The 20,638-nt window shown below is 64.5% G+C and carries 17 protein-coding genes and 1 pseudogene; 9 read left to right on the top strand and 9 right to left on the bottom strand.

All coding sequences use genetic code 11. The features are described 5' to 3' along the window. Positions 1–40: 40 nt before the first annotated feature. A pseudogene (locus YUU_RS62670) lies at positions 41–1,242 on the bottom strand (MFS transporter). A gap of 173 nt (positions 1,243–1,415) precedes the next feature. On the opposite strand from YUU_RS62670, the gene YUU_RS0109885 reads away from it, so the two are divergent. Next, on the top strand, positions 1,416–2,216 hold the full coding sequence (locus tag YUU_RS0109885) for an MBL fold metallo-hydrolase (RefSeq protein ID WP_027522211.1): 801 nt from the start codon (positions 1,416–1,418) through the stop codon (positions 2,214–2,216). Positions 2,217–2,226: 10 nt separating this feature from the next. On the opposite strand, the gene YUU_RS0109890 is transcribed toward YUU_RS0109885, so the two are convergent. Next, positions 2,227–3,366, bottom strand: a complete 1,140-nt coding sequence (locus tag YUU_RS0109890) for an OpgC domain-containing protein (RefSeq protein WP_027522212.1) — start codon at positions 3,364–3,366, stop codon at positions 2,227–2,229. Between the two features lie 267 nt (positions 3,367–3,633). On the opposite strand from YUU_RS0109890, the gene htpG reads away from it, so the two are divergent. Further along, the gene (htpG, locus tag YUU_RS0109895) at positions 3,634–5,502 is read left to right on the top strand and encodes a molecular chaperone HtpG (RefSeq protein WP_027522213.1); all 1,869 of its coding nucleotides are present in this window, start codon (positions 3,634–3,636) and stop codon (positions 5,500–5,502) included. Positions 5,503–5,637: 135 nt separating this feature from the next. Here htpG and YUU_RS0109900 read toward each other — a convergent pair whose 3' ends face one another. Beyond that, on the bottom strand, positions 5,638–8,778 hold the full coding sequence (locus YUU_RS0109900) for a multidrug efflux RND transporter permease subunit (RefSeq protein WP_027522214.1): 3,141 nt from the start codon (positions 8,776–8,778) through the stop codon (positions 5,638–5,640). Between the two features lie 392 nt (positions 8,779–9,170). Here YUU_RS0109900 and YUU_RS0109905 point away from each other — a divergent pair, with 392 nt between their 5' ends. Next, positions 9,171–9,443, top strand: a complete 273-nt coding sequence (locus YUU_RS0109905) for a DUF3551 domain-containing protein (RefSeq protein WP_027522215.1) — start codon at positions 9,171–9,173, stop codon at positions 9,441–9,443. Positions 9,444–9,490: 47 nt separating this feature from the next. Here YUU_RS0109905 and YUU_RS0109910 read toward each other — a convergent pair whose 3' ends face one another. Both YUU_RS0109910 and YUU_RS0109915 read right to left on the bottom strand, forming a co-directional pair. Then, the gene (locus YUU_RS0109910; protein WP_027522216.1) at positions 9,491–9,904 is read right to left on the bottom strand and encodes a hypothetical protein; all 414 of its coding nucleotides are present in this window, start codon (positions 9,902–9,904) and stop codon (positions 9,491–9,493) included. A gap of 102 nt (positions 9,905–10,006) precedes the next feature. Then, the gene (locus tag YUU_RS0109915) at positions 10,007–10,987 is read right to left on the bottom strand and encodes a tripartite tricarboxylate transporter substrate binding protein (protein ID WP_027522217.1); all 981 of its coding nucleotides are present in this window, start codon (positions 10,985–10,987) and stop codon (positions 10,007–10,009) included. 227 nt (positions 10,988–11,214) lie between these two features. Here YUU_RS0109915 and YUU_RS0109920 point away from each other — a divergent pair, with 227 nt between their 5' ends. From YUU_RS0109920 to YUU_RS0109940, 5 genes are all read left to right on the top strand, one after another. Further along, a complete protein-coding gene (locus YUU_RS0109920) occupies positions 11,215–13,029 on the top strand; it encodes a long-chain-acyl-CoA synthetase (RefSeq protein WP_027522218.1) in 1,815 nt (604 codons plus the stop codon). A 413-nt stretch (positions 13,030–13,442) separates the two neighbouring features. Beyond that, positions 13,443–13,688, top strand: coding sequence for an acyl carrier protein (locus YUU_RS0109925; protein ID WP_027522219.1), 246 nt, complete (start codon positions 13,443–13,445; stop codon positions 13,686–13,688). Continuing rightward, positions 13,675–15,060 carry a fatty acid--CoA ligase family protein gene (locus tag YUU_RS0109930; RefSeq protein ID WP_027522220.1) on the top strand — a complete coding sequence of 462 codons (1,386 nt, stop codon included), beginning with the start codon at positions 13,675–13,677 and terminating at the stop codon, positions 15,058–15,060. The genes YUU_RS0109925 and YUU_RS0109930 overlap by 14 nt, the downstream gene beginning before the upstream one ends. Further along, complete coding sequence (locus YUU_RS0109935) at positions 15,053–15,775, top strand: SDR family NAD(P)-dependent oxidoreductase (RefSeq protein ID WP_027522221.1); 723 nt, start codon at positions 15,053–15,055, stop codon at positions 15,773–15,775. The genes YUU_RS0109930 and YUU_RS0109935 overlap by 8 nt, the downstream gene beginning before the upstream one ends. A gap of 184 nt (positions 15,776–15,959) precedes the next feature. Further along, complete coding sequence (locus YUU_RS0109940; protein WP_027522222.1) at positions 15,960–16,154, top strand: hypothetical protein; 195 nt, start codon at positions 15,960–15,962, stop codon at positions 16,152–16,154. An 18-nt stretch (positions 16,155–16,172) separates the two neighbouring features. On the opposite strand, the gene YUU_RS0109945 is transcribed toward YUU_RS0109940, so the two are convergent. Then, positions 16,173–16,550 (bottom strand): hypothetical protein, encoded by a 378-nt coding sequence (locus YUU_RS0109945; protein WP_027522223.1) that lies wholly within the window; start codon positions 16,548–16,550, stop codon positions 16,173–16,175. 225 nt (positions 16,551–16,775) lie between these two features. Here YUU_RS0109945 and YUU_RS0109950 point away from each other — a divergent pair, with 225 nt between their 5' ends. After that, positions 16,776–17,918, top strand: a complete 1,143-nt coding sequence (locus YUU_RS0109950; RefSeq protein ID WP_027522224.1) for a DUF3095 domain-containing protein — start codon at positions 16,776–16,778, stop codon at positions 17,916–17,918. 166 nt (positions 17,919–18,084) lie between these two features. Here YUU_RS0109950 and YUU_RS0109955 read toward each other — a convergent pair whose 3' ends face one another. The 3 genes from YUU_RS0109955 to YUU_RS0109965 all read right to left on the bottom strand — a co-directional run bounded on the left by YUU_RS0109955 (position 18,085) and on the right by YUU_RS0109965 (position 20,599). Next, positions 18,085–18,525, bottom strand: coding sequence for a DUF2147 domain-containing protein (locus YUU_RS0109955; protein ID WP_027522225.1), 441 nt, complete (start codon positions 18,523–18,525; stop codon positions 18,085–18,087). Positions 18,526–18,604: 79 nt separating this feature from the next. Continuing rightward, entirely contained in the window at positions 18,605–19,990 is a 1,386-nt protein-coding gene (locus tag YUU_RS0109960) for an MATE family efflux transporter (RefSeq protein WP_027522226.1), read from the bottom strand. An 81-nt stretch (positions 19,991–20,071) separates the two neighbouring features. Further along, positions 20,072–20,599: a GNAT family N-acetyltransferase gene (locus YUU_RS0109965; RefSeq protein WP_027522227.1), complete on the bottom strand. Its 528-nt coding sequence runs from the start codon at positions 20,597–20,599 to the stop codon at positions 20,072–20,074. Positions 20,600–20,638: the final 39 nt, after the last annotated feature.

Raw genomic sequence — 20,638 nt, forward strand, 5'->3', positions numbered from 1 at the left:
TCGCGGCCCCGTAAGAACGGGGAGAGGGAAGAGAAAAAGCTCAATACTTCTTCATGGCCGCGCCGAACGCCAGCCACAGCGCCGTCGACGCCAGCCCGAAGCCGCCGAGCAGGAGGAAGGTCGGGCCGTAGCCGATCCATTCTGCGATCCAGCCGCCGAGCGCAGGGCTGAGGCTCGCGCCGACGCCCTGCACGGTGATGACGGCGCCCTGACCGAGATTGATGCGGCCGGTGCCGTTGAGCGAGCGCGCGACCACGCCGGGCACGGCGACGGTCTGCAATCCCGTGCCGATGCCGTCGAGCAACTGCACCGGCACCACGCCCCACCATCCCGTGAGGAAGAAGGCGAGCACGCCGCGGATGGGCAGGAACATGAAGGAGACCAGGACCACCGGCCAGTAGTTGCGCTTGCTCGCGACCTTCATGGCGATCAGCGACGTCGCGACCATCACGCCTTGCGCGATCACCACGGTGGTTGCGACAAAGCTCGGCCCGTTGGCCTGGTCTTCGGCGAGGCGGCAAGGCCATAGAGCGGCACGATCGCGGCATTGCCGAGATGGAAGATGGCGAGCGCCAGCGCCAGCACGAGCAGCGGTTTGTGCCTGAGTAGCATCGTCATCGCATCCGGCGGAGCCTTGGAGTCGTCCTCCTTGCTGCCGCGCGCGACACGGTCGTCGATCGATTTCGCCGGGATCATCAGCACGCAGGCGATCGCGATGGCGCCGAATGCCGCCGCCAGCACGAACACGGAGACATAGCCGTAGCTGTAGCCGAGCCAGCCCGACAGCGCCGCGCCGACCATGTTGCCGGCATGGTTGAACGCCTGGTTGCGGCCGTTCAGCGCATTGAAGCCCTTCTGCTTGGCGATGCCGAGCGTGATGCCGGTCACCGCCGGCACGATGGCGGCGCTCGCCAGCGACTGCGCGACTTGCGAGAACGTCACCGCCCAGAAATTCTGCGAGATCAGGATGATCGCGGAGGCGAGGACGACGCAGACGCCGGGGATCACCACCCAAAGGCGCTTGTTGCGGCTGGCGTCGATGAAGCCGCCGACCGGCGTCGTGATCAGCATGCCCGCGACGTTGCCGATGGTCATGGCGGTGCCGATCAGCCCGCTCGCCCAGCCGCGATCCTGGAGGAACACGCCGATGAACGGTCCGATGCCCGACTGCATGTCGGCCATGAAGAAGTTGAGCGCGAAGAGGGGCCAGAGACGGGGTGAGGAGGGGGACCGCGATGTCATCGATACGTCAAGCGTGGTCTCAGCCGAATTCGTGTTGGCGGGGTTGCCTTGATCTTGTGTGGACCAAAACGTAACGGATGGTGATCCCGTTGGTTCCAGCCGCTCTTGCGGAGGAGCGATCTGCACGTCACATCTTTGGTCGTTGCTGACGGATGTCTTTCCTGGAGTACGCCATGCCACTCTGGACCTGCGAAACCTGCGGCGCGCAATTTCCCTCGAGCGAAAAGCCGCCAACCTCATGTCCGATCTGCGAGGACGAGCGCCAGTTCGTGAACTGGAAAGGGCAAACCTTCCTATCCTGCGAGGCGCTGGCGCGGCGTTGCCGCGTGGTATGGCGGGACGATCTCGGCCTGACCGGCCTGTCGCTCGAGCCGAGCTTTGCCATCGGTCAGCGGGCGCTGCTCGTTCCGGACGGCAGCGCCTTCGTGATGTGGGACTGCGTTCCGCTCGCAACCGCTGAAGCGATCGCGCATGTCAGATCGCTCGGCGGGCTGAAGGCGATCGCGATCTCGCATCCGCACTACTATGGCGCGCTCGCCGATTGGAGCGAAGCCTTCAGCGCGCCCGTTTATCTCCATGCCGACGACCGCCAATGGGTGACGCGGCCGCATCGCGCCATCGAACACTGGAGCGGCGATAGTCACCGGCTCTCGGATGGCATCACCCTGTTGCGCAGCGGCGGCCATTTCGCCGGCGCCACCATGCTGCACTGGACGCGTGGTGCCGACGGCAAGGGTGCGCTGCTCACCGGCGACATCGCGCAGGTGACGATGGACCGCCGCTTCGTCAGCTTCATGTATTCCTATCCGAACTACGCGCCGCTAAACGCGGCTGCGGTGCGGCGGATTGCGGCCTCCGTGGCGCCGCTCGCCTTCGATCGCATCTACGGCGCCTGGTGGGGCCGCAGTATCGCCGACGGCGCCAAGGCAGCCTTCGATGCGTCGGTGGCGCGCTATCTCGCCGCCATCGCCTGACGAACGTCGCCTAGGCCCGCTGCCGCAGGGCTGCGGGCAGGTCCTGCCGCCTGGACCAGGAGATGTAGTAGGCCACAGCCGCGATTGCCGCGAGGCCCAACAGGCTGACCAGGACCTGCATTGCGACGAGATTGGGTCCCGTAATCAGGATGAGGTGCGCGGCAAAGGATAGGAACACGCTGACGCAGAATACCGCGAGCCATTCCTCGCCGCTCCGGATCACCGGTTGCAGCGACTTCCATTGCAACGCCGGATGATCTGCCGGCACCAGATACGTCGCGAGGAAGGCCAGCGCTAGGAAATGCAGCACGCGATGCGGCGCGAGGTTTTCCTTGTCGGGCGCGAAGATGTCGAGCACGGCATCCGGCAGATAGGCGGAGAGCGCCGGCGAATGCCGCGCCAGCGTGACCGCCATCGCGAACACCAGATAAGCGCCTGCCAGCGCGCGCAGCCAGGACATGCCGTGCAGCGCGCGGGCAGGCGCGCCGGTCACCGCGAACCAGCCGCCCAGCACCATCAGCATCTGCCAGCAGAACGGATTGAAGGTCCATTCGCTGTCCGGAGAGATCCGGAACGTCCAGCCGAAATACCTCGCCGCGAAGTACACCGCGATCGATGCGAGCAGCGTCAGCTGCGGGCGGCGGAGCAGGCCCCACAGCGCCAGCGGAAAGAACGCCATGAGGGGGATCATCAATTGCAGCAGGTCGAGGTTGAGCGGCTCTTCCTGGAGCACTAGCCCGCGCACCAGGATGCGCAGGGGATGCTCGAGAATGCCCGAGATATTGTACTCGTGGATGATCTCCGGCGCGGTCGATTGCGAGGCGACGTAGGCGATGGCGTCGATATAGATCACGAACAGCACGACGTAGGCCGCATAGAGCCGCCAGACGCGACCGAAGATGCGGGTTGCCGCGACGACGAAGCCGCGCTCCAGCGCGATCTTGCCGTGGATGATCGTAACGCCATAGCCTACCACGAACACGAACAGGTCGGCGGCGCCGCTGAAGCCGAAATTGCGCAAGGTCAGCAGATTCGCAACATTGTTCGGAACGTGGTCGAGGAAGATCGACCAGTTGGCAATCCCGAGCGTGAGATAAAGCCTGGCATCGTGGGTATGTGCGGCGAGGGCCGCCTTGACGGACGGTTTCATTAAAAATTATCAGTTGGAATCAGGGGCGACGCTTGTAACGGCTAGCATTGCACGATCCGAGTAGCGTTTCCGTGAACGGAGATGGTCTTTACCCTCTTCCTTTGTGGGGGAGGGTGCCTCGCGAAGTGAGGTCATCCGCCTTGACTTCGGCAGGGCGCCTTTCCTCACAAGGGGAGAAGGAGGAAATGCCCCATCACAACCTCTTGATCTGCCGCGCCCGTGCGCTATATCCCGGTTTTCCTCATCCAGTTTCGATCGGGTAAACGCATGACGACGTCAGATACGGCTGTGCATTCGCAGCCCTTCCAGGCCGAGGTGTCCGAGCTCCTGCACCTGATGGTGCACTCCGTCTACTCAGAGACCGACATCTTCCTGCGCGAGCTCATTTCCAACGCGTCGGATGCCTGCGACAAGCTCCGCTATGAGGCGATCGAGACCCCGGCGCTGCTCGGCGAGGGCGATGCCCCCAAGATCCGCATCATCCCCAACAAGCAGGACGGCACGCTGACCATCGCCGACAACGGCATCGGCATGGAGCGGCAGGAACTGATCGACCATCTCGGCACAATCGCCCGTTCGGGCACCAAGGCTTTCGTGGCGAAGCTCAAGGAGGCCAAGGATGGGCTTGGCCTGATCGGCCAGTTCGGTGTCGGCTTCTATTCCGCCTTCATGGTTGCGGACAGGATCCTCGTCGTCAGCCGCAGGGCCGGCGAGAGCGACGTCTGGACCTGGAGCTCGTCGGGCGGCTCCGGTTTCGAGATCGCGCACGCGGGCGAGGAAGATGCCGCGCGCGTGACGCGTGGCACCGAGATTGTGCTGCACCTGAAGGAAGATGCGAAGAAATATCTGGAAGACTACGAGATCCAGCGCATCGTCTCCGCCTATTCCGACAACATCCTCTTTCCCGTCGAGCTCGTGCCGGCAGAAGGCGAGCCGCGCCAGATCAATTCGGCGAGCGCGCTGTGGCAGCGGTCGAAATCGGAGCTTTCGGCTGACGACTACAAGAAGGCCTATCAGCAGATCGCCACCGCCTTCGATGATCCCGCGATGACGCTGCACTACCGCGCCGAGGGCCGCTATTCCTACGCCGTGCTCCTGTTCGCACCGTCGACGAAACCGTTCGACCTGTTCGAGCCGTCGCGCAAGGGCAGGGTCAAGCTTTATGTCCGGCGCGTCTTCATCACCGATGACGCCGATCTGTTGCCGGGGTACTTGCGCTTCATCCGCGGCGTCGTCGACAGCGAGGACCTGCCGCTCAACATTTCGCGCGAGATGCTGCAAAACAACCCGCAGCTCGCGCAGATCCGCAAGGCGGTCGCCACCCGCGCCGTCTCGGAGCTCGAAAGCCTCGCCGAGAAGGACGCGGAGAACTTTGCGAAGATCTGGGAGGCCTTCGGCGCGGTGCTGAAGGAAGGCATCTACGAGGACTTCGAGCGCCGCGAGAAGCTTTTGGCGCTGTCGCGCTTCACGACGACCTCGGGCGAGAAGCGCTCGCTGAAGGACGTCGTCGCCGACTTCAAGCCGAACCAGACCGAGATCTATTATCTCGTCGGCGACAGCATCGAGCGGCTGAAGTCCAGTCCGCGCCTGGAGGCGGCGGCTGCGCGCGGCCTCGAGGTGCTGCTGCTCACCGATCCAGTCGATGCCTTCTGGACCTCGATGCCGATGTCGTTCGACGGTAAGCCGCTGAAGTCGCTGGGCCAGGGCGATCTCAATCTCGACCTGATCCCGCGCGTCGACGAGGAGACGAAGGAGGAGCCGGCCGCTGATGAAGCCGCCACCATCGCGCTGATCAAGGGCTCCCTCAACGAGCGCGTGAGCGACGTGAAGGCCTCGACGCGTCTCACCAGCTCCGCATCCTGCCTCGTCGCTGACAGCCAAGGTCCGAGCCGCGAGCTCGAGCGCATCCTGGCGCAGCAGAACCGCGGCGAGCGCTCGAGGCCAATCCTCGAGGTCAATCTGCGCCATCCGCTGGTGACAGCAATCACCAGGGCGCCGGCCGGTTCGACGGTGATCGATGATCTCTGCCTGCTGTTGCTGGAGCAGGCCCAGATCCTCGACGGCGAATTGCCGGAAGACCCGTCAGCCTTCGCCGCAAGGCTGAACCGCCTGGTGCTAAAGGGGCTGGGTGGGTAGGCGAAGCAAGCTGCTCCCACAAGACACGTCATTGCGAGGAGCGAAGCGACGAAGCAATCCAGGCTGCCTCCGCGGAGGCGATCCTGGATTCCTTTGCTGCGCTCGCAATGACGAAGACTGTGGCGTCGTCCTCGCTCACTCCGCCGCGTCCTTCTGCTCGTCCCTCTCGGCGTCTGCCTGTGGCTTCGGCTTCTTCGCCATCCAGCGTGAGAGCAAATTGGAGAAGCGGTCGAGATAGAGATAGACGACCGGCGTCGTGAACAGCGTGAGTGCCTGGCTGACCAGGAGGCCGCCGACCATGGCATAGCCGAGCGGCTGGCGGATCTCCGCGCCGGTGCCGGTTCCGAGCATCAAGGGCACGCCGCCGAGCAGCGCCGCCATCGTCGTCATCATGATCGGGCGGAAGCGCAGCACCGCCGCCTGGCGGATCGACTGCTCCGGCGTCAGATGCTGCTCGCGCTCCGCGGCGATCGCGAAATCCACCATCATGATGCCGTTCTTCTTGACGATGCCGATCAGGAGGATGATTCCGATCAAGGCGATCAGGCTGAAGTCGAAGCCGAAGATCATCAGGATGGCGATTGCGCCGACGCCGGCCGAGGGCAGCGTGGAGAGAATGGTCAAGGGATGGATGTAGCTCTCGTAGAGCACGCCCAGGATCAGGTAGACCACGACGAGCGCGGCCAGGATCAGCAGCGGCACGGTACCGAGCGATTGCTGGAACGCCTGCGCGGTGCCCTGGAAGCTCGTTGCCAGCGTCGGCGGCGCGCGCATCTCGCTCACGGTTTGCGAAACCGCGTCGGTCGCCTGCCCGAGCGCGACGTCCTCGGCGAGGTTGAAGCTGATCGTCACCGCCGGAAACTGGCCCTGATGGGCGATCGCGAGCGGCCGCACCGGCACATTGGTCCAGCTGCAAAAGACTGAAAGCGGCACCTGTTCGCCCGTCAGCGGCGACCGGATGTAGAGCTTGTCGAGCGTATCCAGCTTGCCCTGCAGCTCCGGCGTGATCTCGAGGATCACGTGATAGCTGTTGGTCTGGGTGAAATATTGCGTGACCTGGCGCTGGCCGAATGCGTCATAGAGCGTGTCGTCGATCAGTTGCGGCTGGATCCCGTAGCGCGCGGCGGTATCGCGATTGATGGTGAGCTGAAGCGTCGTGCCTTCGGTTTGCTGGTCGGTCGCGACGTCGCGAAGCTGCGGCAGCGTTTTCATCGCGTCCAGGATCCTTGGGGCCCATGCGTTCAGCTCGGCGAGATTGGCGTCCTGGAGCGTGAACTCGAACTGGGTGCGCGTCGCACGGCCGCCGAGCCGCACGTCCTGCGAGGCCTGCATATAGAGGCGGGCGCCCTCGACCTCCGCAAGCTTCGGCCGCAGTCGCGCGATGATCTGCTGCGCGTTGACATCGCGCTCGTCCCGCGGCTTCAACGTGATGTACATGCGCCCGGAATTCAGCGCGGTGCCGCCGCCGCCGATGAACATCGCGATCGAATCGACGGCGGGATCGGCCTGCACGATCGCGTTGAGCTCCTCCTGCCGCCGCTTCATCTCCGTGAACGAGATGTCCTGCGGCATCTCGGAGACTGCGGTCAGGAAGCCGTTGTCCTGCTGCGGGAAGAATCCCTTCGGGATCAGGATGAAGAGGTAGACCGACAGTGCGACCGTGGCGAAGAAGATGCAGAGCGTGATGAAGCTGTGCTTGAGCGCGACGTCGAGCCCGCGCTCATAGGCGCCGAGCAGGCGCTCGAACATCCGCTCGCTCCACTGATAGACCCGGCCATGCCGCGCCTCGTGATCGGCGCGCAGGAAGCGCGAAGCCATCATTGGGGTGAGCGTCAGCGACACCACCAGCGAGACGAAGATCGCCATTGCCAGCGTCACGGCGAACTCGCGGAACAGCCGGCCGATGATGCCGCCCATGAGCAGCAGGGGGATCAGCACGGCGATCAGCGAGATGCTGATCGAGACGATGGTGAACCCGATCTCCGCCGCTCCCTTGTAGGCGGCAGCCAGCGGTCGCTCGCCGTGCTCGACGTAGCGGGTGATGTTCTCGAGCATCACGATCGCATCGTCCACCACGAATCCGACCGCGATCGTCAGCGCCATCAGGGAGAGATTGTCCAACGAATAGCCGAACACCCACATCAGCGAGCAGGCGCCCAGCAGTGCCAGCGGCACGGTCACGGCCGGGATGATCGTGGCCCAGAAGCTGCGCAGGAAGAGAAAGATCACCATCACCACCAGCGCAATGGTGATCAGGAGCGTGATCTGCACATCCTCGACCGCTGCGCGGATGGTGGTGGTACGATCGCTGATGATCTTGATGGCGATCGCCGGCGGGATCGCCGCCACCAGCCGCGGCAATTGCGCCTTGATGCGGTCGACGGTGTCGATGACATTGGCGCCGGGCTGCTTGAAGATGACGAGAAACACGCCGCGCTTGCCGTCGGCCCACGCCGCCGTCTTCATGTCCTCAGGACCGGCCACCGCCTCGCCGATGTCGCGGACCCGCAAGGGAGCGCCATTGCGATAGGCAATGATCACATCCTGCCAGGCCGCGGCTTCGAGCAGCTGGTCGTTGGCGTAGATGGTGTAGGCGCGCCGCGTGCCGTCAATGTTTCCCTTCGGACTGTCGGTGGTGGTGATCGCGATCTGGCCGCGCACGTCCTCCAGCGACAGGCCCTTGGCGACGAGTTTTGCCGGGTCGACCTGGATCCGCACCGACGGCTTCTGCTGTCCTCCGACGAAGACCTGCGCCACCCCGGAGATCTGGCTGATCTGCTGGGCAAGCTGGGCGTCGGTGCGGTCGCTGACGGTGGTCAGCGGCAGCGTGTCCGACGTCGCCGACAGGATCATGATCGGCGAATCCGCCGGGTTGACTTTGCGATAGGTCGGGGGCGAAGGCAGGTTCTTCGGCAATTGGCCGCTCGCCGCGTTGATCGCGGCCTGGACATCGTTGGCGGCGGCGTCGATCTGGCGGTTGAGATCGAACTGGATGGTGATCGAGGCCGAGCCTAGTGAGCTCGTCGATGTCATTTGTGCGATGCCGGGGATCTGCGCGAGCTGGCGCTCGAGCGGCTGCGCCACCGAGGAGGCCATCGTCTCGGGGCTGCCGCCGGGGAGCGATGCGGAAAGCTGGATGGTCGGAAAGTCGACCTGCGGCAGCGGTGCAACCGGCAGCAGTGGATAAGCCACCAGGCCGACGAACAGGATACCCGCCATCAGCAGCGAGGTGCCGATCGGGTAACGAATGAACAGAGACGAGAAGCTCTCTTGCATGCCCTGAAACCATCGACTGGCCAGCGCATCTTCTCCTCGCGAAAAGCGGAGTCGCGCCCGAGAGCCCGAGCGCGAATGTGCGTTTCCTTCAGCCCATATGTTGATCGCCCCGAGCCATCGGCGGTTCGGGGGCCGGCGTTGTGAGAACAAGATTAGTCCCTTCGCGCCGGCTTGCGAATGGAATCCTGCGAGGGATCATGCGACCTTTGTCGAACAGGGGCGACCTGCAGATATGCGCTTTCTGCAGGTCAAGAGAGGTCAGCTTGTCTGCTCTTTCGAACGTGCGTCACAAGCGGGAGAGGTATGTTCCGGGACGGTCGCCTCCGCCGCCGCGTTGTGCCATATCGAACCGGCGCGACGCCCGTCGTCGTCGCCGATTCGAGGAATTTCCGATGCGCAAAGCACTCCTGACCGTCATCGCGATCGCCACTCTGCAGGCAGCGACGCCTGCCAGTGCCCAGCGCTACGACCCGCGCTATCCGGTGTGCATGCACGTCTACACGGGAGGCTTCCGCGGCGGCGGCAGCGACTGGTTCGACTGCTCGTTCACGTCGCTGGAGCAGTGCCGCGCCACGGCCTCGGGCCTTTCCGCGTCCTGCGACCTCAATCCCTACTACGCCTACGACCAGCCGCAGCCGCGCCGGCGCTATAAGCAGGCTTACTAGCGCCATCATCGGCGCGCCCGAGCGCCGCAATGTGTGCGGCGCAGCGTTCACCGCTCGCCCGGCCACCATTCCGAGCGCGGATCGCGCACGGAGATCTTCGTGGTGCGCAGCGCCACGAGATGGCTACGCTTGTAGGGAAACCCTGACAGTTCCGAGCATTGCCGGCAGCGCATGTAACGTTCGAGCTCGTGGATCGGCGTCGACTTCCGGCGCCTGATGATGTCGAGCGCCACGGTCTGGTGCGTCTCGCAGCCGAGGCACTTCACCTCGAGATAGCAATATCCGGCGTTCAGCGCGTCACCCAGCGTCGGGGATGGCTGCGCCGGCCCCTGAAACGACAGCATCCGCTTGTTCCAGGCCTCGCAGGCGAGGCGGTCGGCCTCTTTCCGTGCCGCCGCCGCCCGCTCCGCCGCCGCGCGAACGGATGCGCCGTAGATTCGCTCGCGAGATTTGTTGCCCATGGCGCGAGACAATGCGCGCGCAGGAGAGGCAAGGGCAAGCCGCTAGGGATTGCGGGTGTGGATGCTGCGGACGCAAGCCGCTGTTGCGCGCGGCTGCCGCCGTTACTCCTTCTTCGCCCCCGACAACTGCACCACCTTGCGCCAGCGCGCGGTCTCCTCCGTCAGCATGCTGCCGAACTCGTCTGCATTGCCGTGCAGCACCATCGCGCCGAGCTCGGCGATGCGGCTCCTGATCTCGCTGTCGGACAGCGCCGCGTCGATCTCGCGGTTCAAGAGATCGATGATCTCGCGCGGCGTATCCTGCGGCGCGCCGACGCCGTAGAAGGACGACGTCTCGTAATCTGGCAGCGTATCCGCGATCGGCGGCACGTCGGGCAGGATGTCGGAGCGTTCGCGCGTCGTGACGCCGAGTGCGCGCAGCTTGCCGGCCCGCACCAGCTCGAAGGACGAGGTGACGTTGTCGAACATGCCGTGCACCTGGCCGCTCATCACGTCGGTCAATCCGGGCGCGGAGCCGCGATAAGGCACGTGGGTGAACTGCACGCGGGCAAGCGCCTTGAACAATTCGCCGGACAGATGCAGCGAGGTGCCGATGCCGGAGGAAGCGATCGAGAGCATGCCCGGATTTGCCCGAGCGTAGAGGGTGAAGTCCGAAACGGTTCGCACCGGCAGATCGTTATTGACGACCAGCACCAGCGGAATACGTGCCACGCCCGCAACCGGTGCGATGGACTTGGCGAAATCATAGGGCAGTGCCGGATCGAAGGACGCGTTGATCGCGTTCGCGGTCGACGTCAGCAGCAGCGTGTAGCCATCGGGTGCCGAGGCAATCACGGCCTGCGTGCCGATATTGCTGCCGGCGCCGGGCTTGTTCTCGACCACGAAGGTCTGGCCGAGCCGCTCGGACAGGCGCTGGCAGATCAGCCGCGACAGCACGTCGGTCGCGCCGCCGGGCGCGTAAGGAACCACCCATTTCACGCTGCGCGAGGGATAGGAGGGATTGCCGAGGGCAAATGCGCGAGGGGCGGCGAGGCTTGCAGCGGCACAGGCGGCCGCGCTGAGAAAGTTGCGTTTGGTGATCATTATTATTGCCTCAATGCGAGGAAACTACCGGTGCGAACCACAGCTCGCCCGCACGCCTGAAATCGATATCGCAAGAATTGCTCCTCGCCGCACGCCGTTCCCGCCGGCTTGGTAAAGGATGACTAGAGTTAATCGCGGACTAACCGCGTTTTACCTTGTCTCTTAACACCTGGTCAGGGGCTCGCGGTTTATAGCTACCTTGACGGACGAGCGACCAGCCGAAAGACATCAACAACATGAACACCGGCGTCATCGAGCAGGCGAAACCTTCGCGCGCGCCCTCGGCCTCAAAGATCTGGCTGAAGGCGATCGAGCTCACCGCGCGCATCGAGACGCTGCCGGGCCGGCTGTTCGCCGATGTCGTCGAGGATTGGGCGAGGCGCCAGCCGGATCACGCGGCGCTCGTCACGGACGACGAAACGATCAGTTACGATCAGCTCGCAAAACGCATCAACCGCTATGTGCGCTGGGCGCGCTCGGTCGGCCTCGCGAAGGGCGACACCGTCGGTATGATCATGCCGAATGGTGTCGACTATGTCGCTGCCTGGCTCGGCATCAGCCGGATCGGCGCCGTCGTCGCCCTGATCAACACCAGGCTGATCGGGCAATCGCTCGCGCATTGCATCGATGTCGCAAAGCCGTCCCACCTCATCGTCGCGCACGATCTCACCGAGGCGCTTGCGGATGCCAGGCCGCACCTGAATTCGGCGGCAAAGATCTGGACCCATGGCGATGCGCGCAGCGAGCGCTCGATCGATGTGGCGCTGGCCGCGCTCGGCGACGGCCCGCTCTCGCAGGACGAGCACGGCGACGTCACGATCAATGATCGCGCGCTGCTGATCTATACCTCGGGCACCACGGGCCTGCCGAAGGCCGCCAGCATCAGCCATCGCCGTATCCTCAACTGGGGTTTTTGGTTCGCAGGGTTGACCGGTGCGACGCCGCAGGACCGGCTCTATGACTGCCTGCCGCTGTTTCATTCCGTCGGCGGTATCGTCGCGCCCTGCAGCATGCTTGCCGCCGGCGGCTCGGTGGTGATCGCGGAGAAATTCTCGGCGACGAATTTCTGGCCCGACATCGTCCGCCACGACTGCACGCTGTTCCAGTATATCGGCGAGCTCTGCCGCTACCTCCTGAAGTCGCCGCCGTCGGAATACGAGAACCGGCACCGCCTGCGGCTCGTCTGCGGCAACGGCCTGCGCGGCGACATCTGGGAGGATTTCCAGGCGCGCTTCGCGCTCCCCCGTATCCTCGAATTCTACGCGGCGACCGAAGGTAATTTCTCGCTGTTCAACGTCGAGGGCAGGCCGGGTGCGATCGGCCGCATTCCGCCGCTGCTCGCGCATCGTTTCCCGGCGGCGATCGTCAAGCTCGATCCTGATGCCGGCGTACCCTTGCGCAATGCCGACGGCCTCTGTGTCGCCTGCGCACGCGGCGAGGCGGGCGAAGCCATCGGCCGCATCGGCTCCGCCGATGAAGGCGGAGGCCGTTTCGAGGGCTATACCGACGCCGGCGAGACAGAGAAGAAGATCTTGCGAAATGTCTTCGCTCACGGCGATGCCTGGTTCCGCACCGGCGACCTGATGCAGCTCGACGACAAGGGCTTCTTTCATTTCGTCGACCGCATCGGCGACACGTTCCGCTGGAAGGGCGAAAACGTCGCGACGTCAGAGGTCAACGACGCCGTGCGTGATTGCACCGGCGTGGTCGACGCAACGACCTACGGCGTCAGCATACCCGGCACTGACGGCCGTGCCGGCATGAGCGCGATTGTGGTCAACGAGGGCTTTGATCTCGCCACACTCGCGGGCCATCTCGCCGCGCGTCTGCCTCCTTATGCCCGTCCCGTCTTCATCCGCATCTCGCACGAGCTCGATGCGACCGAGACCTTCAAGCAGAAAAAGAACCAGCTCGCGCGCGAAGGATTTGATCCCGGCGCGATCACCGATCCGCTGTACGTGATGGAACCGAAGTTGGGGGCCTACATTGCGCTGGATCAGCAGGTTCATGCGCAGATCGTCGACGGATCGATCAGGCTCTAACGTATGAATGAATATGCCTCCACGCTAATAGTGCGCTCCCTCCCCCCTTGCGGCCCCTTGCGGGGGGAGGGTCAGGGAGAACGGTAGCCCCAGGGAGGATGCCAGACGCCTGCGGATCGCCGGCAATAGAGCGCTCGCGCGCCTACACCGAGGGAGCGTGCCGTGTGGCACCTCCCTCCCTGCCGCTCCACCGCAAGGGGGGAGGGAATGAGAGAAGGTGCTCACCTCATGTCGGTCACTGCAAAATTGACAGCGGACTTCGACGCTGGAATCTGCAAAAACAGAGATAGGTCCAATTTTATCTGAATTGTCCAAGAAGCCATTTACTTCTGTCCGGTAAACCACGGAGCAACGGGAGGCGGGCACTCCGCCGAAGACGACCAAACGACAACAAACACGAAGCGAGCGCAGCCATGTCGGTAAGGTTAAAGGTCACTGAAGCGATCAAGCAGATTGCCAGGGAGCAGCACGTCACGCTGCCGGAGCTGACGGACGACCTGTCGCTGCATGAGACGGGTTTCGACTCGCTCGCCTTCGCAATCCTGGTCGCGCGCCTCGAGGACGAGATCGGCGTCGATCCCTTCACGATTTCCGAGGACGCTGCCTTCCCCGCGACCGTCGGCGATTTCGTGCGGGCCTACGAAAATGTCCCCGCGTGAGATCCTTGCACTCCGCGACTATCTCGGCGCGGAGCTGAAGGGACGGACGCTGTCGGATGCGCATCATCTGGCGTCGCTGACCGACGTGCTGTCGCAGACGGTCCTGGGCGGTCGTCTCGGCGAGTTGTCCGGCCGGTCGGTGCTGCTGAAACTGTCGGACCAGCTCAAATCCGGCCTTGCCATGATCGAGATCGACGGCATCGCCCGTCGCATGCTCTTGTGCCCGCCGGATCTCAATCCCGCGTATCTCGATGCGCTGATTGCGGACGCGGAGATCGACGCTGTCGTGACCGACGAGCCGGAATTCTGGAAAGACAGCGCGATCCCGCTCGTCGTGATCGCGCAACTGCAGCTCACGCCGGCCGCGCCTGCGAAGACCGAGTGCGCAACCGAATGGCTGATGCTGACCTCGGGCACCTCTGGCGTGCCGAAGATCGCAGCGCATACGCTGGAAGCGCTGACCGGCGCGATCCGGGCCGAGGCGCCTGCGCGCGGTCCCGCGCCGGTCTGGGCTACTTTCTACGACATCCGCCGCTATGGCGGCCTCCAGATTTTCCTGCGCGGGATCCTTTCCGGCGGCTCGATGGTGCTGTCGGACGCACATGAGGTCCTCGCGGACCATGTCGCGCGGCTGAACGCGCGCGGTGTCTCGCACATTTCCGGCACGCCCTCGCGTTGGCGCAAGCTCCTGATGAGCGGTTCGGTCGCGCAATTTGCGCCGCGCTATGTCCGCCTCTCCGGCGAGATCGCCGACCAGGCCGTGCTCGACGGCCTGAAGGCGGCATTCCCCGGCTCCTCGATCGGCCATGCCTATGCCTCGACGGAGGCCGGCGTCGGCTTTGCCGTCAATGACGGGCTCGAAGGTTTCCCCGCCGATTATATCGGCGTGAACCCAAACGGCGTCGAGATGAAGATCGTCGACGGCTCGCTGCGCATCAGGTCGAAGCGCACCGCGCACGCCTATATCGGCCGCAATGCCGGCAAGCTCGCCGAGGATGACGGCTTCGTCGACACCGGTGACATGATCGAGCTGCGCGGTGACCGCTATCATTTCGTCGGCCGCCGCGGCGGCATCATCAATATCGGCGGGCTGAAGGTTCATCCCGAGGAGATCGAGGCGGTCATCAACCGTCATCCGGACGTGCGGATGTCGCGCGCGAAATCGCGGAAGAGCCCGATCACCGGCGGCATCGTCGTGGCCGACGTGATCCTTGCCGACGGCACCGATCCGGCGCGGGCGAAGGAAATCCGCGAGCAGATCCTGGACCAGTGCCGGGCGCAGCTTGCCTCACACAAGGTGCCGGCGGTGATCCGCATCGTCGAGACGCTCGACGTCACTCCGGCCGGAAAGCTGGCGCGCACCGATGCATAACGTCCTCATCACCGGCGGCAGCCGTGGCATTGGCCTTGCGATCGCGACGCGGCTCGTGGGCGCCGGTTACAACGTGATCGCGGTGGCGCGGCGCGAGACCGAGGAACTCGCGGCCGCGGTGCGCACGTCGGAGAAGCGTCTGCATTTCCGTGCCTGCGACCTCGCGGTGATCGACGCGATCCCGGCTTTCGCAAAGCTGGTGCGCGACGAGTTCGGTACGATCTATGGCCTCGTCAACAATGCCGGCCTCGGCACCGAGGGGCTACTCGCGACCATGCACAATTCCGAGATCGAGGCACTGGTGCAGCTCAACGTGCTGTCGCCGATCATCCTCACCAAATATATCGCGCGGCACATGATGGCGGATGGCGCAGGCCGCATCATCAACATCTCCTCGATCATCGCCTCCACGGGCTATAACGGCCTGTCGGTCTATGGCGCGACAAAGGCGGCGGCGACCGGTTTCACGAAATCGCTGGCGCGCGAGGTCGGCAAGCTCGGCATCACCGTGAATGCGATCGCGCCCGGCTTCATCGACACCGAGCTGACGCATAATCTCTCCGACGAAGGCCGCAAGCGCATCGCCGGGCGCAGCGCGCTGCGCCGCTTGCCGGAGACTGACGACGTCGCGCGGATGGTCGAGTATCTGCTCGGCGAGGGCGGACGCAACGTCACGGGAACGGTGTTCACGATCGATGCTGGAAATACCGCTTAGAGCATGATCCGGAAAAGTGTGCAGCGGTTTTCCGAAAGATCATGCTCAAACTAGAATAGGGAACTTTCAGCGCCACAATTGAGTTGATCGGGCTCAATTTCATTTCCGCGCATTTGGTTCTAAGATGCCCCGCAATCGGTTGTGTTACGTCAATCGATCTGCCCTAATCGACAGGGAGCAGTGCATGACCGCATCGAACCTTCCGCGGGTGTCAGCGCAGTCATCTCAAGCAAGAGAGAGCGTCAGTAACTGCAAGCCGATGTCGCATCAGAATTCCGGCGATCACGGCTACGAAATGTATCCGCAGCAATTTGTCCGGCTTGTCGGCTGCCATGATGTGCACGCGCCCTCGGCGGCGGAGAAGGAGAAGCTGCACTAGCGCTTTTGTGCGCTCGTCTCAGCCCTTGCGCTTCGGCAGATCGATCCGTTCATTTGAAAATTCCGGCGGGCCTTCGGTGAGGCGGCGAATGCGCCGTTCGCGCTCCTCTGCCGGCAATGCGGGGTCGAGCAATTGATCGAGCTGCCTCGCCGCGCGCTCCTCGATCTCGATGTGATCGCGCGTGATCGTGCCGTGGACGATGGGGACCGCGCCCGCAGCCTTCAGGCCGAGCATAACCAGCTGGCAGATCGCATCCGAGCGCGCGATCTGGTGGACCTCGGCCCAGGCATCGACTGCGGCGGTCAGGTCTTCCGACATTCGCACCGCGCTGACGGCATCGAGCCCCGTACGCCTGCGCACGGGAGCTGCGGAATCCTTCTTGCCGGTATCAGCCACCCTGATCGTCCCGTGAGCAAGCCTTCAGACGTTTTAATTGTAAGCGCTCCCGGCGGCAGCCGGTTTGATGCCGGTCAATGACAGCCTGCGGCATTGCAGCGCGGTCCCGGCTTGTTGTCCGGCCCCGTTTCAGCCAATGATCGCCAGGGCTCGTCATCGGCGAACCCGGATCAATTCTGCAACGTATCTCCTCTTCGAAGCTCACCAGCCATCCGGCCTCAGGCGATGACAGCAGGCGTCCCCTTCTACGGCAGCATCTCCGTCTTCCGCGGCTTTACCAGCCTGATGGATCCCTCCCTCTATTCACCGCTGCCGGATGACTGGACCATCGGGGTGGCCGACATCGTCGATTCCACCAAGGCGATTGCGGCGCAGCGCTACAAGGCGGTCAACATGGCCGGTGCTGCGGTGATCGCCGCCGTCACCAACGCGCTGGAGGGCAGGGAATTCCCCTTCGTGTTCGGAGGAGACGGCGCGAGCTTTGCGGTTGCGCCCGGCGACCTCGATCGTGCCCGCGACGCGCTGGCGGCAACGGCGACCTGGGTCAGGCAGGATCTCGATCTGAAGATGCGCGTCGCGCTGGTGCCGGTCAGCGCGATCCGCAGCGTAGGCCTGGACGTGCGCGTCGCGCGCTTCGGGCCGTCGGCCAACCTGTCCTATGCGATGTTCTCCGGCGGAGGTTTGGGGTGGGCCGAAGCCGCGATGAAGCGCGGCGAGTTCGCCGTTGCCGAGGCGCCCGACGGGACGCAGCCAGATCTGTCCGGCCTGTCCTGTCGGTTCGAGGAGATCCCGGCCTCGCGCGGGCTCATCCTGTCCGTGCTGGTGGTGCCGGCGCGCGGTGCCGATCCGTCTGCCTTCCGCAAGGTGATCGAGGACGTCCTCCATCTCGTCGAGCGCAGTCCAGATGCGGGGCGGCCGGTGCCGCCGCAGGGCCCGCCGCTGAAATGGCCGCCGCAGGGGCTCGACTATGAGGCGCGTGCGAGGCGCGGCGGCTCGCTGCTCAAGCGCCGCATCAGCGTGCTGGCCTATACACTGTTCGCCTATTTGATCGTGCGCTTCGACATCAAGGTCGGCGGCTTCGTGCCCAAAACCTATACGCGGCAGGTCGTCGAGAACTCGGACTTCCGCAAATATGACGACGGCCTGCGCATGATCCTCGACTGCACGCCGGAGCTCGAGCGCGACCTGAGCGATCGGCTTGCAGCGGCGGCGAAGAGCGGCATCGTGCGCTACGGCCTGCACCGGCAGGATGCGGCAATGATGACCTGCTTCACGCCCTCGGCGCTGCGGAGCGACCACGTCCACTTCATCGACGGCGCGCGCGGCGGCTATGCGTCGGCGGCAACGGCGTTGAAGGCGACGGCGTGACGCCATTCTCGTACCCCGGACGCAGCGCAGCACCGAAAGCGCGTTCACGCGCGTCTTCGACGCGCTATGGTGATGCGCTGCAGGGCCGGGGCCCATAAGCATGTGGGTCCCGGCTCTGCGCAGCGTCACTGCGTGCCGCAGTGCTTCCGGGACATGAGAGATCAGCTCAGCGGCCCACGCGCGTCCAGGTCTCGCCGCCGCACAAGGCACCGACACAGCCTTCGACGCGGAGCGTATCAGTGCCGGTGACGGAGATATTGCTCGCATACATGCTGCCGTCATCAGCGTTGTAGATCTGCCCCGACCATTTGTTGGGACCGGTGGCCTGCATGCCGTTGAATAGCGGCAAGCCGATCAGCGGGCGCCTGGCGAGCGCGGGATTTGGATTCTTGCTGTCGCTCGCGGGCTGGCCGGTTGCGGTGTCGTAGGGCTCCTTCAGCCAGACGATGACGCCGCAGATGCCGCCGCCACATTTGCTGACCTTGACGCGCGCGTCGCCCGCCTGCGTCAGCCAGGTCCCGCTCGCATCCGCGCTCTGCGCGCGTGCCGAGGGCGCACCGAACAGCGCAGCAGAGAGAACGATGAAAACAGCGAATCTGCAAATCATGAGAAGCCCCGAAAATGGAGGCGTCTCCATAGCAGCAAATCGCCATCATGCAACGCGCGGCTGCATCACATTCCTGCGTTCATTTGCCCCAGCGCGCAAGGGCAACGGACGTTGCGGTGGACAGTCCGAATACCGTCATGGCGCCGCCGATCAGGGCGAACAGCGTCCAGGCGGGCGCCTGGGCAGCCGTGAGCGCGACGCCGCCGACGGCAACGATCAGGAGTCGCGCGGTTGACGCAAGCACCGGGCCTCCGACACGCGCGGCACCTTGCGAGGAGAAATACAGCGAAACGCCGACGCCGAAGAACACGAAGGCCGGCCCCGCCCAGTGGAAATAGCTGTGCGCAGCGGCGGTGACGCCGGCATCGCGGGTGAAGAGCGAGACCCAGATCGCCGGATCGAGCGCGACGGTCACGCCGATCAGCCCGACTGTGAGGCCCGCGGCTGCGGCCGCCGTCCACGCGACGCGCCGCGCGCGCTGCAACTGTCCGGCGCCGATCGCCATGCCGACCATCGGCACCGAGGCAATGCCGAAGGCGAAGGTGATCGGGATCAGCAAGAATTCCAGTCGTGAGCCGATGCCATAGCCAGCGAGCATCTCGGTGCCGAAGCTTGCGAGAATTTTCGTGAAGATCAGGATTGTGAGCACAGTCTGCAGCGGCGACAGGCAGGCCACCGCGCCGACCTTGAGGATGTCGAGGAACATGCCGCGCTCGAACCGGAATGCGCCAAAATTCAGCGGCAGGCGGCTGAGACCCGCGAGCAGATACCAGACGAAGAAAATGGCCGCGAGCATGAAGGCGATGAGCTGGCCGGAGGCAACGCCGCGCATACCGAGTTGCGGCACGCCGAACAGGCCGAGCCCCAGCGTGCCGCCGACCACGACCTGCACCAGGCTGGTGCCGATCAGCGTCATCGAGGGCAGGCGCATGTCGCCGGTGCCGCGGATCACGGATGCGAGCGTGTTGACCAGCCAGATCGCGATCGCGCCGGAAAACAGCACCTGCGAATAATTGCAGGCTTCTTCGAGGACATTGCCGCCTCCGCCGAGCAGCGTGAAGAAGCTGCGGCCGAAGACCAGCATCATCACGGTGAAGAACAGCCCGCCGCAAATGCCGATGATGGCGGCGTGCACCGCCAGTATCGCGGCGCGATCCCGGTCGCCCGCGCCGAGCGCCCGGCTGATCGCAGACGACACGCCGCCACCCATCGCGCCCGCGCTCATCATCTGCGTCAGCATCGCGAAGGGAAACACCAGCGCGATCGCGGCGAGCGGAATCGTGCCGAGCCGGCCGATATAGGAGGTCTCGGCGATCGCAACCAGTGTGCTGCCGACCATCGCGATCATGTTGGGGATCGCCAGCCGCAACAGTGTCGGCAGGATCGGCGCGGTCAAAAGGCTGGCTATGGGCGACGTCATCGGGGCACGCGACGGTGCGGCGTCTATGGGGGCGTCGATCGTCATGCGTCACCGGACGAAATTAAATGATGGTCAACATACTACAAGGCAGGCATCGTCCGCGCCAGCCCTCCGTTCACGCAGGGCTCACCACGGCAGGCCGCATAGGTCGATGGTGCCCAGGCGCGGCGCGCGGACGATGTCGAAGACGAACGGCGCCGTGCAGTCGAAGCGGATCCGTCCCTCCGGCTGCTCGCAATAGACATCGCCGGTGAAAGGATGCCAGTTACGAGCCTGGTAGAACGCGAAATTATGTGGCTCGCAGAACAGGAGCGCGAAGCGGACTGCCTCGTTGGCGCGCATGGTGTGAATAGCGGCATCGATTGCGAGCGTCGCGTAGCCGCGTCCACGGCAGTCCTCGCGAGTCACGACGCCGCCGATGCCGCCAATATGGACCTTGCGGCCGTTCCAGGTGATGGTGCGGAAGTAGATGCCTACATGACAGGCAAGCCCACCCTCGGGCGCCTCGATCAACACGCGAAGCTCGGTATTGGCCCATTTGATGTGGCCCCAGGGCCGCTTCTCTACGGCATCGCGCGGCCAGACTGCCTTGAACAGCGGATCGGCGATCGGCCACGAGGCGTCGCCGTTCAAGATGTCGATCTCGATGCTCATGGGTCCGCCTTTGCTAACTCCGCGCGAGGATGCATTCGT

The sequence above is a fragment of the Bradyrhizobium sp. Ec3.3 genome, from assembly GCF_000472925.1.
Taxonomy (GTDB): Bacteria; Pseudomonadota; Alphaproteobacteria; order Rhizobiales; family Xanthobacteraceae; genus Bradyrhizobium.